Consider the following 14,930-nt stretch of genomic DNA (forward strand, 5'->3'; position numbering starts at 1 on the left):
TTTTCACGGGCCGCCGGCGAGGGCGCGCCGCGTTGTCCGCATTGTTGCGCCTACACCATCGTTTCGCGCAACCACGCCACGATGTGCCGGCCCGCGATCTGCTGGCCCGGTTCCTCGTCGCGGCCCAGCGCCATGCCGTGGTGGTTGCCGCGCACGCGGATGTGGCGCTTGTGCTCGCTGGGGATCTGCCGGTAAATCGCCTCGATGTCCGCCGGGAAGGTGCACTGGTCGCCCGTGTATTCCAGCAGCAACGTGGGCTGGTGGACCGCGCCGAGCGTCTTGTCCAGCGCCGCGTTGGACGCCAGCCCGGACCACGTCGACAGCCACGACTCGGGCGTCACCACGCGCGCGAAGCCCACGCTGCCCCAGTTGGAGACGAACGGGTCCTTGCCCCACAGCGAGCCGGTCTTGCGGTCGGACGGATCGAGCGAGATGTCCCACGAGCGCAGGTCCGCATCGGTGCGCCAGACCTCGAACACCGGGGCATGCGCGGCGACGCGGCGGTCTTCGTCCGCGCCGCTGCCCGCCTTGAGGCGCTGCCGCGCCTCGTGCTTGGCGCGCAGCATCTGCCGCGCGCGCGCGTCGATGCGCGCCACGCGCTCGGCCTGCGCCTGCCGGTAGCGCTGCGCGAACGCCGGCGCATACTGCCCGCGCCCGCTGGCGGCATCGAAGCCGTTGGCCGCGGAGAACGGATCGAGCGACGGGTCCGTCCGCATGGGATCGTCCTCGTCGACGACCGAAGGGTCGAGCCCGCTCATCAGCAGCTTGCCCTGCCCCGGGTGCGGCGACACCAGGATGATGCCGTCGGCCTCCGGCATGTGCAGCTCGCCCAGGTTGGTCGGGCGGCCGCCCGGCGTGCGGGCGATGCGCAGCTCGCGCGGCGTCAGCGCCTGCTGGTTGTAGAAGGTGTAGAGCCCGGCGCCGCCCGAGTTGCCGAGCAGGACGATGCGCGCGTAGCCCAGCTCGCGCAGGTGCGACATGCCCGCCGCCACGTCGAACAGCGCGATCTCGTGCTCCAGCCGCAGGTCGTTGCCGATGGAGCGCGGCCCCTGCACCCAGCACGCGCAGCCGGCGTCCAGGATGAACGGCACGAGGTAATGCGTGATCGCCATCTCGCGCGGATGCATCAGGCAGACCACGGTCTTCTCCGCGCCCGTCACCGTGAACAGGAAACCCAGCGTGCGCTGGCCGTCCGCGGTGCCGAGCGCGTAAGGCACCATCTGATAAGGGCGCGTCATCAGCCTTGCGTCCCACGACGCGCCCCGCATGCCCGCAGTCACCTGCGCCTTGCCGTTGTCCGTCACGACGTCTCCTTTCGTTTCTTCTCGTTTAAATTCCACCATCTCAATAATCTAGACTTAATTTGATATGCTGTCAATTAATAACGCGCCACTGGCCGGCGAACCGCATGCCTCAGAACTTGTGGCGGATGCCCAGCGCAACGCCCAGCATCGCGTTCCTGCCGTTGGCCAGCGCATAGCTGTTGCCCAGCGACAGGCTGTTGGCAAACCCGATCGACGCGGAATCCAGCATCAGCCCGGCATTGCGCGCATAGGCCGTGGTCACGTAGACATCGGTGCGCTTGGACAGGTTGTAGTCCGCGATCAGCGAGACCTGCCACGGATTGGCCACCTGGCTGCTGCCGTACAGGTTCTTGAGATTGTCGTAGTCGTACTCCACGGTCAGCCCGAAAGCCGGCGTGACCTGGTAGATGGCGCCCACCCAGTAGAAATCGTCGCGCCCGGTCAGCGTGCCGTTCTGGTCCCGGTTCTGCCCCCAGCGGTAGCCGCCCATGACCCGCGCCTGCCCGAACGCATAGCTTGCCGCCGCCACCGCCTTCTTGACCGTGCCGCTGCCCGTGCCGCTGCCCGCGCCGATGGTCGGGTTGAACTGGTCATAGCCCAGCGTCATGCTCAACGGCCCGGCGGAATACGCCGCCGCCACGCCATAAGCGCTGTCGCGCCGGAACTGCCCCGGCACCTCGCCATTGCCGCCGATCGCCGTGCCCGCGGCCGCCACCTGCGGCAACGCCAGTCCGGTGCCGAACGACCAGTGCGCCACCGCCGTAAGCGGGCCGAACGTGCCCGTGTACTTCACCACGTTGTCCTCGCGGAAGTTGGCGCCCGTGAGCATCACGATCGGCTCGTACTGCGTCGCAAAGTAGGCTGGCACGAAATTGGCGATGTTGTCGAACAGCGAGGTGTACTGCCGCCCCAGCGTGATCTGCCCATACCGCGCGCTCTGCAAGCCCACATAGGCCTGGCGGCCGAACAACCGGCCGCTCTGCTGCGTGGTGCCCGTATCCAGGTTGAACCCCGTCTCCAGCACGAACAGCGATTTCAGCCCGCCGCCCAGATCCTCCACGCCGCGCAAGCCCCAGCGCGAGCCGGACAAGCCGCCGGAACTTAACCGGTACACATTGTTGGACGCCCCCGGATTGAAGCCGTTGGCCGCCGTCGGCACCACGCCCGCGTGATTGACGAACTCCAGGTTCATGTCCGCCACGCCATACAGCGTCACCCCCGACTGCGCCCACGCCGCGCCCGAACCGGCGAGCAGGCAGGCCAACGCCATCCGTCCGTATCGCCCATACCGCCCGTACTGCCCATGCCGCCCGTACTGTCTGCACTTCATGTCTGGTCTCCTCCTTCGATTTATGTTTTGTCCACACCGCCGCCATCTACCTCTACCGCTACATCCCACCCCTCATATTGCTAGCATGGCAATTAATGTAGGTTAATTTTGATAGTGACTCAATTTATGGTTTTCCCGGGTACGAGCGAAGAGAGCGCCACGCGCGGTGGCCAGTGCACATCAGGGAGGCACTTCGGCGATATCCGCCGCGCGCGGGCGGCTACAATGCAAAGCGCGACGGCGCCTCCGGCGAGGCCCGCAACCGCCCGGAGAACCGCATGCCCCACGACCCGAAGCACTTCAGGCCCCTGGACCCCGGCCGCGTGAACACCATGGACGGCGTGGAACTGCAATACTGGTGCGCGGAGCTCAACTGCTCGCCCGCCGAACTGCAGGAAGCCGTGGCCAGCGTGGGCGACCACATCTCCGCCGTGCGCGCCCGGCTCGAAGCGCTGTATCCCGACAGGCGGCACGGGTAAGCCCCGGCCGCCCGCGGTACTACGGTACGGCTCAGCGGCCGGTCAGGGCAGCGCCTGCCGCGCGTCCGGCGCGACCATCTCGCTCAGCACCAGCGTCTCCTGCGCCAGCCCGGCCGCCAGCGACAACAGCCGGCCGCGCAGCTCCGCCGCCGGATTGTTCCCGCCCGACGCGGCGTAATCGCTTGCCACCGACAACAGCGCATGCAACTGCGCCGCCTTCTCGGCAGCCACGCTCAGCGGCGTCTCGCACGGCATGTGGGCGGTCACGAACATGTCGGCGCCGGTGTGCTCGACGGTGATGCCTTGGCGAGTGTGCTTAGGCATGGGTGGCCTCCGCTTGGGGGATGGGCGGGTGGGCGGAGATACGGACGATGAAGAGAGATGAGTGCCCGGAATGGGCGAATGAAGACTTCGGCATGAGTGCCTCCTGTGAACGGGACTTCAATCCCGCACCCCGCTGTCAATCGAGGTGGGCGGGCGCAAGGCAGGGTTGACAGACCGACACAGGACCGGCGAGCCCGAAGGCTCCCCCACCCAGGCCCGCCCGTAGGGGCGTGCGAAGGCATAACGGACGAAAAAAAGCCGCCAGGAAATCGGCGGCCATCCGCCTGTGTTCGGGCTGTCAAACCCTGTCGCTGTTGTTTCAGCGACCCACGAAGTATACCTTTGGCCGCACTAGGCTGGAAGCCGCGCCAGGGAACGGATGTGTAAACTTTTGATTCCGATCCGCCAGCGACAACATCATGCACTACGTGGGAGGTACACCGCCATCCAGTTGGCCGCTTACAACATACCGAGGGTCGCCCATACCTCCTCCAGTGCCGGCCTGCTAATTTAGAGGCTCGAACCACGCGAAGGACACGCATGCCCAAGCAACGATACCCCTGGACCCGACACGCCGCCGCCGGCGCCATCGCACTCGCCACCCTCTTTGCAGGCTGCGCTGCCCAATCCCCCATGACGCCCATCCCCAACCCCGGCCCCCAAGGCGCCCGCGGCACCCCTGAAGGCTGCCAGGCCGACAAGCTCGGCGACGACGCCCTCATCGGCAAGACCGAAGCAGATGCCATCGCCCTGCTCCAGGGCTGCGCGTGGCGCTTCGGTAATCGCGAAGGGCAGCATATGCCTGGGACAATGGATTACAACCCGCAGCGGCGGACGTTGGATGTTAAGGATGGGAAGGTGGTGGGGGTTAGGCGGGGGTGAGGGATGGGGGATATTTGTTTGGTGAGGATGGCTGATATCGGCCAGAAGCTGCCGGTCAGCATTTATTCTTGTCTGACCGCCTCAGGTCGGTAACTGCCCTCTGTGTCCGGCGCTCGACCCTGTTGCGAGGTCGTATGCAGACCCAGTGTGTGGCAGCTTGCCAGGCGCGCGCGAGGCAGCGTCGGCTTCGGCGTGCTGGCAACTGGCGGCCCAGAAGTCCCGCTCAGCCTGACCGGCCCCGCTGGCGCCTCCGCGCGTCAGCGCGGTCCCAGCCTCGAGGTCGGGTAGGCGTGCTGCCCGCTACTGACGGTGCCGGCTTGGGCGGCGTGCCGGCCGGTGCCGGCGTCGTCTCGGTTCGGGCTGCAAGGTGAGCCAGCATGTGGGCGCTGGAGTCTGCTCTCTCTCACGGGTGTGCGTGCCGGCAGTTGGTGGCCCCGGCCGGTCGCTGCCGGTGCCGTGGGGCAGTGGGGGCGCTAGCCGGCTCACGGATGAGCGGTTCGCATCGGCACGCCGGCAGCTGGTGGGCCTGTCCGCGCATGGCGTTGCCGTGCGGGATGCGGACCAGGTCCGGTGCGAGCCGAGGTGCGCCGGCGGGCTGGCAACCCGCGGCGCTGAAGACCCTGGCCAGCTTGCCCGGCAACGCTGGCGCCTGTAGCTCTCTGCCTGCGCAGGCCTGATGCTAGCCTCTCGCGGGAGGGCCAGCCGGTCCGTACACGCCTCACGGCGGTGGCCGGTAGCCTTGTCGACCATGCTGGCGTCGGCGGCGCTGCCGACGCTGCCAGCAACGGCGGCCCGGAACGGTGACGTCTGAGCAGTGTGGGCGAGGAGAGTGGCCGTGCACGTCACCGCTACAATGGCCGCAGCCATTTGCAGACATTCGACAGTCTGTGGAGAATCGCCTACGGCGCGCGAGAAAATAATCCGAAAAAGATTTGGGGAAAGACGGATGACAGTGTTACGGGGCTATCTTCACGATGTCTGGCTCTGTCCGGACGACTTCGGCAACCGCCTTCCCGCATGTATCCCTCATGGACCTGACGGCGACGCGGCGCGTTCGTTGAACGAGCCGGGGAGTGAATGGGTCTGGACGTTCTGGGCATCATCACATGCTGATGCGATGAGTATTTACTATTCCTTTGTCGGTTATGGGGAGTATTTGCCGAGCGTTGAAGACCTTCTTCCCTACTCACAAGCCATGTGTGAGCGGCAAACCGATTATTTGACGCAGCATCCCTGTTCGGATCAACCATGCCATCGTGCTTAGGTGCGATCGCATCGACCCTCCTGCTGCCGGACCCTCCTCAATGTGCAACGCTGAAACGTGCGTCAGCTAGCCATCGGTTGTCCGCTAAGGGTCGATAACGGCCGCGGCATCCCGCTGAATTTCTGCTCGATTGGGAAGCCAAGACTCTCGGAACCCACGAGCAGTGACCTTGGTCGAGAATTGACGGTAATTGCTCCTCACAAGACGCCAACTGAAAAGCACCAGTCATGACACACCTAACCGATATCTTTGCAGACTGCAAGTACCTCTATCTCGACAGGTTGTTCGAACCGACCGAGAATCAATTGACGATGCGAATCCTCGAGGCTAGGGGAAATGGTCCGATCCCACCCTCACTTCTGGACGCCGAACCGTTGAAGCCCCTGAAGGAGCATCTCGGCGACGCGAAGACCATTGAGCATTGTGCGGGTTGCCGTATCTTCGAAATTACGTGGACGAGCTATGTTGGATATTCTGTGCTCAACGAAAGCTTCGCGCTACCAGAGCCGGAGACTTCTATCCGCATTGGTCATCTCTTTGTCGAATATACGTCGTCCACCTACCTGGACTATCTCAAGCAAGCTTCTTGGGCCTGTGCGGACTACCCCGGCCCATACAGGCATTGGGCCGCGCTCTGTCTAAATCATATTGTTGACGTCGCCTCCGTCGACGAGCCAACAGTCGCAGTCTCGATTTCGTCAGAAAATGAAAGCGTCCAGCAGGGCAACTTCAACGTTCAGATTCACCGCAGTTGACATTGATGTTCGCCATCTTCCGGGTGTGCTGGGGCAATGCCGTGGATGGATAGTCGCTCTTGGCACTATTGAAAGACCGCGGCAGCCGTTCGTATCAGGTGAGCCTTTGGCACAAGACACCCGTTAGTGGCTAGGTGAATCAAAGCCCCCTCCTCCATTGGATCCACCTAACTCGTCCCCGCCAAGCCCCAACAGAAAATCACCTGCCAGTTCCACACACGAATCAAAACTCAATTGAAACCCCAGCCGCCGGATGCTGTTGAACTGCTCCCGCATGATCGGCGCGCCAGCCCTTACTTGCTCGACAAAAGCCCGTGCATGCCGACCCAGATACGGCGCGGCGGCACTCAACGCTTGTGGCTCCCGCTCGATCACCATAGCCAGATCGAACAAGTCCCGCGCCGTCGCACGGTCGCCCCGATGGTAGAGCTTCTTGGCCACGATTTCCGCCGCGGTCTCGACCTTGACAGGCTGTCCCATGATTTCCCAGACTTCGAAGGGGTTTTCGGTGAGGTTCTGAGCGGCGACGATATCGATCTCGCCCGCATCGAGGACCAGCTTGACAAAGTTTGCTTGCTCCAGATAGTCGGCCGAAATCGCTTCCGCCGCATCGCTTAGACGGGGCGTCACATAGCCAATATATTGCGGGTCTGGCACAAACAGATCGATATCGCGGGACAGCCGATGGTCATAGCGAAGCATCAGAACGGTGCCACCGCCAAATGTCCAGAACGGCTCGATCCCACCATGCTTACGCACCTCATCCATCAAGGTAAAGGCATGCGGAAACAGGCTTTCCCAGGTGTCGCCTCTCAGTTTCACCTTCATGCCCACAGACCTCCGCGCGTGGCCGTCAACGCCTGCGCCAACTTGCGCAAGTTCTTCCAGATCTCGGATGGTTTGCGCTGCTGCCTGGTGGCGACTTCCGCCACGACCTTGGCGACTAGCTGGAGCGGGGCTTCGTCGAGGACCTGGGCGAGATGCGGACGGAAGGCCGGCGGCACCTGGCCAGTGACCAACGCCTGCTCAAGTTCCTCGGGCGTCAGTTCTCCGACATAGCTGACACTGGCCCCTTTCGCGGCCATCCACAGCGCCCTGGTTGGCCTTCCCTCGGCTTGCCGTTTGGATTCCGGATCACCCACCTCCAGCGACAAACCAAGCACATCCAGCAGCCGCCCCAGGGTATCGAGTGTGGCATTGACGTGACCCTGCTCTATCCCATTGAGTGACTGACGCGATACATTAGCCATCTCCGCCAATTGTTGCTGCGTGAGGCCCAAAGCGATCCGCTTGCCCTGGACGGCAGTACCGAGCGTTGCTGCGTTCATCTTGCCCTCCAATTTTGTCAAGTATAGACGACAAAATTGGCTTGGCCTATGCTTTCTGGGCCACAGGATATACCCTGCGCCGTCTGGGACGTAACCGCATATCATTTCAGCCAACCAAAGCGAAAGCGGGCTTGATGATTGCCCCGATGAGGCCGCCATGCCCCCTAACCGATATGACCGCCAACGGCCAGGAGCGGTCATCGACGGTTTGCTGTCCACTTGGTTTTACAGCGCCTCAATCGATTTTCCTATGTAGAAGCAGTCTAAAATGTAAACTTGGTCCTGAGATCTACGCGCCTACCCGGGGGGGCTTCATGAATCCACGACGCGTTCACGAACTTATGCGTCAGCATTTTCCATCTGTGGACGCGGCATCAAGAGAATGGATTCATATCATCGCTCCTGATGGTCTTCGCGAACCAGAACTACTGCATTTGCTAGAGAGATTTATCCCAGCAGACTTTGTTCTCATCGAAGTGCATCGAAAGCTTGGCGGCTATATTGCCAGAGATGAGGCTATTAAATTTACTGCCGCTCACTGGGGTGAAGGCGAGATCCACATAGCCGACCGGGATTTTCGTGGTTTCGTTGTCATTGGCCATAATGGCGTTGCAACTGGGTGGTCCGACAAAAAGTAGCGCCGAGTCCTTCTCTCGTTCGTCCTTTAGGCTTCCTGCGGCGACGGTCCGCCAAGGGTCGACCACAGCCCGTCGCCGCTGGGTTCACCAGCCGCCCTGGGCAATCGGGCACTTACCGGCCATCTGCGAACATTGGCGAGCGACTTCGCGTAAACGTTGTGGCGGCCGATATGGCTCAGCGACGGAACTCCGACTGCGACCGTGTTCGTGACATTTACGATTGAAGCGACCGCCCATCACCCTAAACGTACAGGCTCAGTACCCGGCTGCGGTTGGAAGCAGTCATGCTTCGCGTGCTCAGTCCCTGCAGTAGCCTTCGCCCGCCCGGACCGTCAAACAGTTCTTCTTGTCGGCGAGCCATTTCATTCCGGTCTCGGCGCCGTCGGTGGCGCGAATGACCTCCCTGGTCCCGTCGCGGTCGAATTCGATTCCGCCATCGGCATACCTGCCCTCGAACTTGCGCGGACCATCGAGATTCTGCACGGTGACATCGTACTTACCATGGCCACCGACCAGCTCAAGGAACGTGCCTTCCGGTCCGGTCCACTTGCCGAGCCATTCATCAGTGCGCGGTGCACTGACGGTAGCCGGCGTGTTTTCCGCACTCTTCTGAGAGAATGAGTTGCGATCCGAGCATCCGGCCATGGAAACGATGGCGACCAGCAATGCGGCGAGGAAGATATGGGGTGTCTTCATCAGTCGACTGACATGGGAATACATATGCGGATTTTCGCACGGCTGTCGAACAGGCTCTGTCCGCGCCCCTCTGATTGCCCGCCGTGCGGCCACGGACCAGTCAAATCGCCATTTCTTGCAGGAGTCGGGATCGACGCGTCAACGGTAGCGCGATTCGCCATACCTTCTGCTACGAGGGACTTTCGCTTACCTCTTGCCGGTTAGCTGGCGAGTACTGTATATTTATACAGTACTCGCCGCATCCCGGAAAAGCTGGCTCCTGAAGTCAATCCTGTGCGGCGCCCGTGCTTTCTCTCCCCACCTCGAAAGGCAATCATGTTCGTGGACCGCACCGAAATCATCAACGCCGCCAAGGCCCTGCGCGCCAGCCAGGAAGAATCCAGGTACAGCAAGCTCGTCGCGCTCGCGAACAAGCAACTCAAGGCCATGCAAACGGCAATCCAGAAGGGCAAGGAAGAATTCGAGACCAGACTGGTACTTGACATCAATGAAGACAATCCGCAAGCAGCGCTAGAACCGCGCGCGCAACGGCTAGCCGACGACCTCAGAGCGCAGGGCTACACCGCAACGGTGGCCACGTTTGCCGAGGTCAGCACCGACCGCAAGAACTGGACACCGAATATCACGGTCGCCATCGGTCTGGGCGACATGGTTTCCGAAGTCGACAATGCGATAGCGAAAAGTACCGCGACCAACGAGACGGAAGTCGCGCTGGCTGGCGAAGCTGCCAGCGAAATAGCCTGACAGCAAGCGGATGATCCGACATAGGGACCGGCATCACGGGGTTCGCGCACAGTCGCGTGAGTGATGACTGTTCCTACGAAGGAAATCCGCGCGCGATCACTGCTCGAATCGTGCACAAATGGCTGGCTGCTTTTGAGTCTGTCGAGAGACCGCTCAGGGTCGGCAACGGCCGCGGCATCCCGCATATCCCATGCCGCCAGCCAATGCCTCCCGGCGGCACAGATCCTCACGCTACCGCGGCCCCCCCCTACGCTGCGGCGCTAGGTCGTGCGGAAACAACCTCATGCCACCGCTTCACCGCGACGTGCGTCTCGGGAATCGGCATCGCGAACGCCTTCGTCGCGAAGTCAACGGCAGCGAGTCCGGTGATGTCCGCCGCGGAAAAGCTGTCCCCCGCAATGAACGCGGCACGGCCCAGCTGCGTCTCCAGATCGTCGTAGAAATTCGCGACCCGCTGCTTGCTCCGCTCGACCAGCGCCGGGATCTGGTCGTACCCGTGCGGCCCCGAAATGGCGCGCCCCTTGAGTCCCGCGACGGCATTGCGAACGCCTTCCATCACTGCGGCAAACCCCTCGATCTCCATGCGCCGTTCCCACATCGCGACCACGGCCTTGTCTGCCGCGGTCTTGCCATACAGCGATGGCGGCGTGTGCGCATCGTCGAGATAGCGCATGATCGTTGACGCTTCGCCGATGACCGTGCCGTCGTCGAGCACCAGCGTCGGCACGACGCCGCGCGGATTGATCGCGCGATAGGCTTCCGAGAGCTGCTCCCGCGTGCCGAGATCGACCGGCACGCGTTCCACTTCCAGGCCCTTTTCCGCAATCAGCATCCTGACACGGCGCGAGTTTGGCGAGCCGTTGGCATGATAAAGCTTCATTGTTTTCTCCACTTGGCGTTTCGGAATTTCAAAGTTTCAGAGCTTCGAGCCGCCGTCGACGCGCAGCGTCTCGCCGGTAATCCATCGCGCCCGGTCGGAGGCGAGAAACTCGACCGCCGCGCCGATGTCGTCGGGTTCGGCCATGCGCTTGAGTGCCTGCATGCCAAGCGTGAAGGCCCTGCCTTCCTCGCTCCTGGCGAAGCTGGACATCTCGGTCGGCACCACGCCGGGCGCCACGGCGTTGACGCGGATGCCGCGCTCGCCAAGTGCGGAGGCGAAGTGCCTGACGAGCGTGTCGATGGCGCCCTTGGTTGCCGAGTACGCCGGCAGTGTGCCCACGGCGGCATGCGCCGCGAGCGACGACAGCAGCACCACGCTGCTGCCCTTGCACATGACCGGCAGCAATTGCTGGACGAGGAAGAACGGCGCCCTTACGTTCACGGCGAACAGGTCGTCGAAGTCTTCCACCGTGGTGTCCTCGATGGTCGCCGCGCGCGAGATGCCGGCATTGGCCACGAGGACGTCGAGCCGGCCGCCGATGATGGCGCGCGCCTGCTTTGCCAGCGCATGGGGACCATCGGGAGCGCGCAGATCGGCGGCGATCTTCTCGGCCTTGCCGCCGAGTGCGCGGATCTCGGCCACGACCGCATCCGCGTCGCGCGCCGCCTTTCCGTAGTGAACCAGCACCTGCGCGCCAGCCCTGGCCAGCGCGAGCGCGCTGGCGCGGCCGATGCCCCGCGATGCGCCCGTCACGAGCGCGGTCTTACCAGTCAATGTGTTCATGATCGATGGTTCCCTCGTTTGTGCCGATTTCGTGCCGATTTCATGCCGCTTTCCAGACCGGGTAATCGGTGTAGCCCCGCGCGTCGCCGCCGTAGAAGGTGGCGCGATCGTAGGGATTCAGCGGCAAGCCCGTGCGCAGGCGCGACGGCAGGTCCGGATTGGCGATGAAGTGCCGCCCGAAGGCCACCGCGTCGACATGGCCGCGCGCGATTTCGGCCTGCGCCTCAGTGCCGTCGAACCCGCCCGCGGCGATCACCGGTCCGCCGAAGTGCGCGCGCAGGTCGCGCGCCGCAACGGCATGCAGGCCGGCGGCGATCTCTTCCGAGCCCACCACGCGCGGCTCCACGACGTGCAGGTAGGCCAGTTGCCGGCCCGACAGCGCCTGCGCCACATAGCGGAAATCCGACTCGGAATCGCTGTTGGACATGCCGTTGAACCCGCTGCTCGGCGACAGCCGCACGCCGACACGTCCCGCGCCCCAGATCGTGCGGACGGCATCCACCACCTCGATCAGCAGGCGCGCGCGGTTTTCGATCGGGCCACCGTAGCGATCGGTACGCCGGTTGCTGCCGTCCTGCAGGAACTGGTCGAGCAGATAGCCATTGGCGGCGTGGATCTCCACGCCATCGAACCCGGCCTGCAGGGCACGTCTGGCGGCGCTGGCATAGTCGTCGACGACAGCGAAAATCTCCGTGGTTGCAAGCGCCCGCGCCGGCGAGACCGGCGTCCACCCGTCCGCCGTGAAGGCGACGCCCTCGTAGGGCACGACCGAGGCCGTGACCGGCGCCGCGCCGCCGGTCAGGCTCGCGTGCGAGGTCCGGCCGACATGCCACAGTTGCGCGACGATACGCGCGCCGCGCGCATGCACGGCGGCCACGATCGGTTTCCAGGCTGCCATCTGGGCATCGGTGTACAGCCCGGGCGCCCCGAGGTAGCCCCGGCCCGTGGCCGAGACCGTGGTGGCTTCGCCGATGATCAGGCCGCCCGCCGACGCGCGCTGCGCGTAGTAGTCGCGCATCAGGGCATTGGGCACGTCGCCGTCCCGGTCGGCGCGCAGCCGGGTCAGCGGCGCCATGACGACGCGATGATCCAGCCGGATCTCGCCCAGTTCCAGCGAGCTGAACAGTGTGTTGGTGTTGGACATGATGGTTCTTTCCAGAATGAGGTGGCGCGTATCAACCGGCGGTCTTGCCGCCGTCGACGGTGAGGATCTGGCCCGTGACAAACGCCGCGCCCGCGGACGCGAGATAGATCACGGCCGCCGCGATGTCCTCGGGCTTGCCGAGGCGGGCCAGCGGTACGCCGCCGGCCAGCGCGGCCTTGTTCTCCGGCGTCCCCGTGAAGCGGTCGAGCATGCCGGTCTCGGTGGGTCCCGGCGCTACCGCGTTGACGCGCACCCCGGTGCCGGCGACTTCGAGCGCCGCCGACTTCGTGATGCCTTCCACCGCATGCTTGCTGCCCGCGTAGACCGAGGCATAGGCCGCGCCTTCGTGGCCGTAGGTCGACGAGATGTTGATCACGACACCGGAACGCTGCGCCGTCATGACGCGAAGCTCGTGCTTGAGGCTGAGCAATGTGCCCAGCACATTGGTGTCGAACGTGGCCGCATAGCTGTCGGCGGTCTGCTCGGTCACCGGACCCGGCCTGCCTTCCGTGCCGGCATTGTTGACGGCGACATCCAGCCGGCCGAAGCGCGTCACGGCCTGATCGACGAGATGGCGGACGTCCTGGTCGTGGCGCACATCGGCCTGCACGAAGAAGGCATCGGCGCCGAGCTCGCGCAGCTCGGCTTCGAGCGCGGCGCCTTCGGCGGGCCGGCGGCCCGAGACGACGAGCTTCGCGCCGGTGCGGGCGAATGCGACGGCGGTGGCGCGGCCGATGCCGGTCAGTGCGCCAGTGATGAGAACGACGGGATTGCTCATGGGAAACTCCTGTAAAGTATCGCTGCCACGCATGGGTTGGCGTTGCGCGGATAGCGGAACACGGTCGCTACAGGAGCCAATCTAGAGGCTTTCAGCACCCGCGAAAAAGACTTTGTAAGCCTGTAGGCATGCCTGTCAGGCATGAGGCGGATGGCACACGGATGGAACTGAGACATCTTCGATATTTCATCGCGGTGGCGGAAGCGGGCAGCCTGACCGAGGCCGCGGCCAATCGGCTTCATACGTCACAGCCCTCGCTAAGCCGGCAGATCCGCGATCTGGAGGAACAGGTCGGCGTGGAACTACTGCGCCGCAGCGCGCACGGCGTGACGCTGACGGACGCAGGCCGGGCCTTCATCGACCATGCGCGGCTGGCCATGGCGCAGGTCGACGCCGCGGTGGAAGCGGCCCGCCGCGCGGCACAACCCGCCAAGCCGCGCTTCGGACTCGGCTTTCTGACCGGCCAGGAGATGACATGGCTGACGGACGCCATGCACTTGCTGCGCGCGGAGCTGCCGAATATCGAGGTGAGCGTGTCGAGCGACTACTCCACGGAGCTGGCCGCCGCGGTGGCCCACGGCAAGCTGGACGTCGCCTTCATGCGCGCCGAGCCCGGATACGACCTCGAATACCAGGTCGTTGCCAGGGAACCGCTGGTCGTGCTGATGCCGAGCGACCATGCATTGACCGCGCGCGCCGCGCTGCGCGCGGAGGATCTCCGGAACGAGCCGTTCATCGCGATGGGAGACAAGGCGAGAGTGCTGCGGCAGGTCGTCGACGCCTATCTGGCCAGTTCGGGCGTAGACGTCGAGATCGCGCAGAGCGTCGACAATCCGGCCATGGTGATGTCGCTGATTGCATCGACCCGGGGCGTGACGCTGATCCCGGCCTATGTGGAGAACCTGATGCCGTGGTCGGTGGTCAGCCGGCCGCTGACCGGTGAAATCCCGACCATCGATCTCGTCGTCGGGTATAGCCCGAGCAATACCGCGCCAACGCTGCGGCTGTTCCTGTCCCGGCTCGACGAACTGAGATCGAGGATTGCCGGGCGCGCCGGACGGTGAGTGCCGCCCTCTTACTGCGCGGGCGGCTGACCCGAGGAAAGTATCGTCTTCAGTTTTGTGCCGCCAATGGATTCGCAACTGGAAGGCTTCGTATCAGTCCATTGGACCGCGACGCCGCGGACGACGGGCCGGACCATGCGCCACGGCCAGAAGCCAAACCGCTGTGATCCGGTGTACTGGACGATTGCGTCCGCTCCGCGCAATTGGGCGTACTCCGCCATTTTCGGCAGAATGTCCTGCACGCTGCCGTAGGTTCCCTTGCCGATCTTGATGTTCTTGATGATCTTGTATTTCTGGCTGGCGGGAGGGAGGTGCGCGAAGAAGCAGAATTCGCCGAGGTCGCCGTGAAGATCGTTCGCCGGGGTTTCGCCGTCTTTGGAGATATCCACTTCCGCGTCGGGGCTGGCATCCGAAGCCGGCTCCGCCGAATATGCGCTATTTTCGGCTATGCCGATAGCGAACAATGACGCGATCAACGCAACTACGAATTGCCGTGCAGGGTTCATTGGGGGATCTCGACGATCAGCGTCGGGTTGG

The 14,930-nt window shown here is 63.9% G+C and carries 17 protein-coding genes; 6 read left to right on the plus strand and 11 right to left on the minus strand.

From position 1 onward, the window contains the following. Window positions 1-50: 50 nt before the first annotated feature. Window positions 51-1,238, minus strand: a complete 1,188-nt coding sequence (locus tag KF708C_RS25045) for a hypothetical protein (RefSeq protein WP_059413884.1) — start codon at window positions 1,236-1,238, stop codon at window positions 51-53. Window positions 1,239-1,413: 175 nt separating this feature from the next. Further along, window positions 1,414-2,574, minus strand: coding sequence for a porin (locus KF708C_RS25050; protein ID WP_059413631.1), 1,161 nt, complete (start codon window positions 2,572-2,574; stop codon window positions 1,414-1,416). A 338-nt stretch (window positions 2,575-2,912) separates the two neighbouring features. On the opposite strand from KF708C_RS25050, the gene KF708C_RS25055 reads away from it, so the two are divergent. Further along, window positions 2,913-3,113, plus strand: coding sequence for a DUF3606 domain-containing protein (locus KF708C_RS25055; RefSeq protein WP_020200625.1), 201 nt, complete (start codon window positions 2,913-2,915; stop codon window positions 3,111-3,113). Between the two features lie 42 nt (window positions 3,114-3,155). Here the strand turns inward: KF708C_RS25055 and KF708C_RS25060 are convergent, their stop codons facing one another. Further along, entirely contained in the window at window positions 3,156-3,437 is a 282-nt protein-coding gene (locus KF708C_RS25060) for a hypothetical protein (RefSeq protein ID WP_059413632.1), read from the minus strand. Window positions 3,438-3,977: 540 nt separating this feature from the next. On the opposite strand from KF708C_RS25060, the gene KF708C_RS25065 reads away from it, so the two are divergent. Together KF708C_RS25065 and KF708C_RS35905 are read left to right on the plus strand one after the other, a co-directional pair. Continuing rightward, complete coding sequence (locus KF708C_RS25065) at window positions 3,978-4,319, plus strand: hypothetical protein (RefSeq protein WP_059413633.1); 342 nt, start codon at window positions 3,978-3,980, stop codon at window positions 4,317-4,319. 1,491 nt (window positions 4,320-5,810) lie between these two features. Beyond that, window positions 5,811-6,338, plus strand: a complete 528-nt coding sequence (locus tag KF708C_RS35905; protein WP_156173940.1) for a hypothetical protein — start codon at window positions 5,811-5,813, stop codon at window positions 6,336-6,338. A 123-nt stretch (window positions 6,339-6,461) separates the two neighbouring features. Here the strand turns inward: KF708C_RS35905 and KF708C_RS25070 are convergent, their stop codons facing one another. Together KF708C_RS25070 and KF708C_RS25075 are read right to left on the minus strand one after the other, a co-directional pair. Continuing rightward, window positions 6,462-7,166 carry a nucleotidyl transferase AbiEii/AbiGii toxin family protein gene (locus tag KF708C_RS25070; protein WP_059413634.1) on the minus strand — a complete coding sequence of 235 codons (705 nt, stop codon included), beginning with the start codon at window positions 7,164-7,166 and terminating at the stop codon, window positions 6,462-6,464. Further along, window positions 7,163-7,666 (minus strand): helix-turn-helix domain-containing protein, encoded by a 504-nt coding sequence (locus KF708C_RS25075; protein ID WP_059413885.1) that lies wholly within the window; start codon window positions 7,664-7,666, stop codon window positions 7,163-7,165. The genes KF708C_RS25070 and KF708C_RS25075 overlap by 4 nt, the downstream gene beginning before the upstream one ends. A gap of 314 nt (window positions 7,667-7,980) precedes the next feature. On the opposite strand from KF708C_RS25075, the gene KF708C_RS34845 reads away from it, so the two are divergent. Beyond that, complete coding sequence (locus KF708C_RS34845) at window positions 7,981-8,304, plus strand: hypothetical protein (RefSeq protein WP_082079824.1); 324 nt, start codon at window positions 7,981-7,983, stop codon at window positions 8,302-8,304. Between the two features lie 297 nt (window positions 8,305-8,601). Here KF708C_RS34845 and KF708C_RS25080 read toward each other — a convergent pair whose 3' ends face one another. After that, window positions 8,602-9,000 (minus strand): hypothetical protein, encoded by a 399-nt coding sequence (locus KF708C_RS25080; RefSeq protein ID WP_059413635.1) that lies wholly within the window; start codon window positions 8,998-9,000, stop codon window positions 8,602-8,604. A gap of 315 nt (window positions 9,001-9,315) precedes the next feature. Between KF708C_RS25080 and KF708C_RS25085 the strand changes: the two genes are divergently transcribed. Then, entirely contained in the window at window positions 9,316-9,744 is a 429-nt protein-coding gene (locus KF708C_RS25085) for a hypothetical protein (protein WP_059413636.1), read from the plus strand. A 247-nt stretch (window positions 9,745-9,991) separates the two neighbouring features. Here KF708C_RS25085 and KF708C_RS25090 read toward each other — a convergent pair whose 3' ends face one another. Genes KF708C_RS25090 through KF708C_RS25105 form a run of 4 tightly spaced genes read right to left on the minus strand, consistent with a single transcriptional unit; the run spans window position 9,992 to window position 13,329 of the window. After that, a complete protein-coding gene (locus KF708C_RS25090; RefSeq protein WP_059413637.1) occupies window positions 9,992-10,624 on the minus strand; it encodes a glutathione S-transferase family protein in 633 nt (210 codons plus the stop codon). Window positions 10,625-10,660: 36 nt separating this feature from the next. Continuing rightward, window positions 10,661-11,407 (minus strand): SDR family NAD(P)-dependent oxidoreductase, encoded by a 747-nt coding sequence (locus KF708C_RS25095; RefSeq protein WP_059413638.1) that lies wholly within the window; start codon window positions 11,405-11,407, stop codon window positions 10,661-10,663. A 40-nt stretch (window positions 11,408-11,447) separates the two neighbouring features. Further along, on the minus strand, window positions 11,448-12,551 hold the full coding sequence (locus KF708C_RS25100) for an alkene reductase (protein WP_059413639.1): 1,104 nt from the start codon (window positions 12,549-12,551) through the stop codon (window positions 11,448-11,450). A 31-nt stretch (window positions 12,552-12,582) separates the two neighbouring features. After that, complete coding sequence (locus KF708C_RS25105; RefSeq protein WP_059413640.1) at window positions 12,583-13,329, minus strand: SDR family NAD(P)-dependent oxidoreductase; 747 nt, start codon at window positions 13,327-13,329, stop codon at window positions 12,583-12,585. Window positions 13,330-13,490: 161 nt separating this feature from the next. Between KF708C_RS25105 and KF708C_RS25110 the strand changes: the two genes are divergently transcribed. Beyond that, window positions 13,491-14,393, plus strand: a complete 903-nt coding sequence (locus KF708C_RS25110; RefSeq protein WP_059413641.1) for a LysR family transcriptional regulator — start codon at window positions 13,491-13,493, stop codon at window positions 14,391-14,393. A gap of 11 nt (window positions 14,394-14,404) precedes the next feature. Here the strand turns inward: KF708C_RS25110 and KF708C_RS25115 are convergent, their stop codons facing one another. After that, window positions 14,405-14,899 carry a hypothetical protein gene (locus KF708C_RS25115; protein WP_029043103.1) on the minus strand — a complete coding sequence of 165 codons (495 nt, stop codon included), beginning with the start codon at window positions 14,897-14,899 and terminating at the stop codon, window positions 14,405-14,407. Between the last annotated feature and the right edge of the window lie 31 nt (window positions 14,900-14,930).

This window comes from Cupriavidus basilensis (genome assembly GCF_000876015.1).
GTDB classification, from domain to species: Bacteria; Pseudomonadota; Gammaproteobacteria; order Burkholderiales; family Burkholderiaceae; genus Cupriavidus; species Cupriavidus basilensis_B.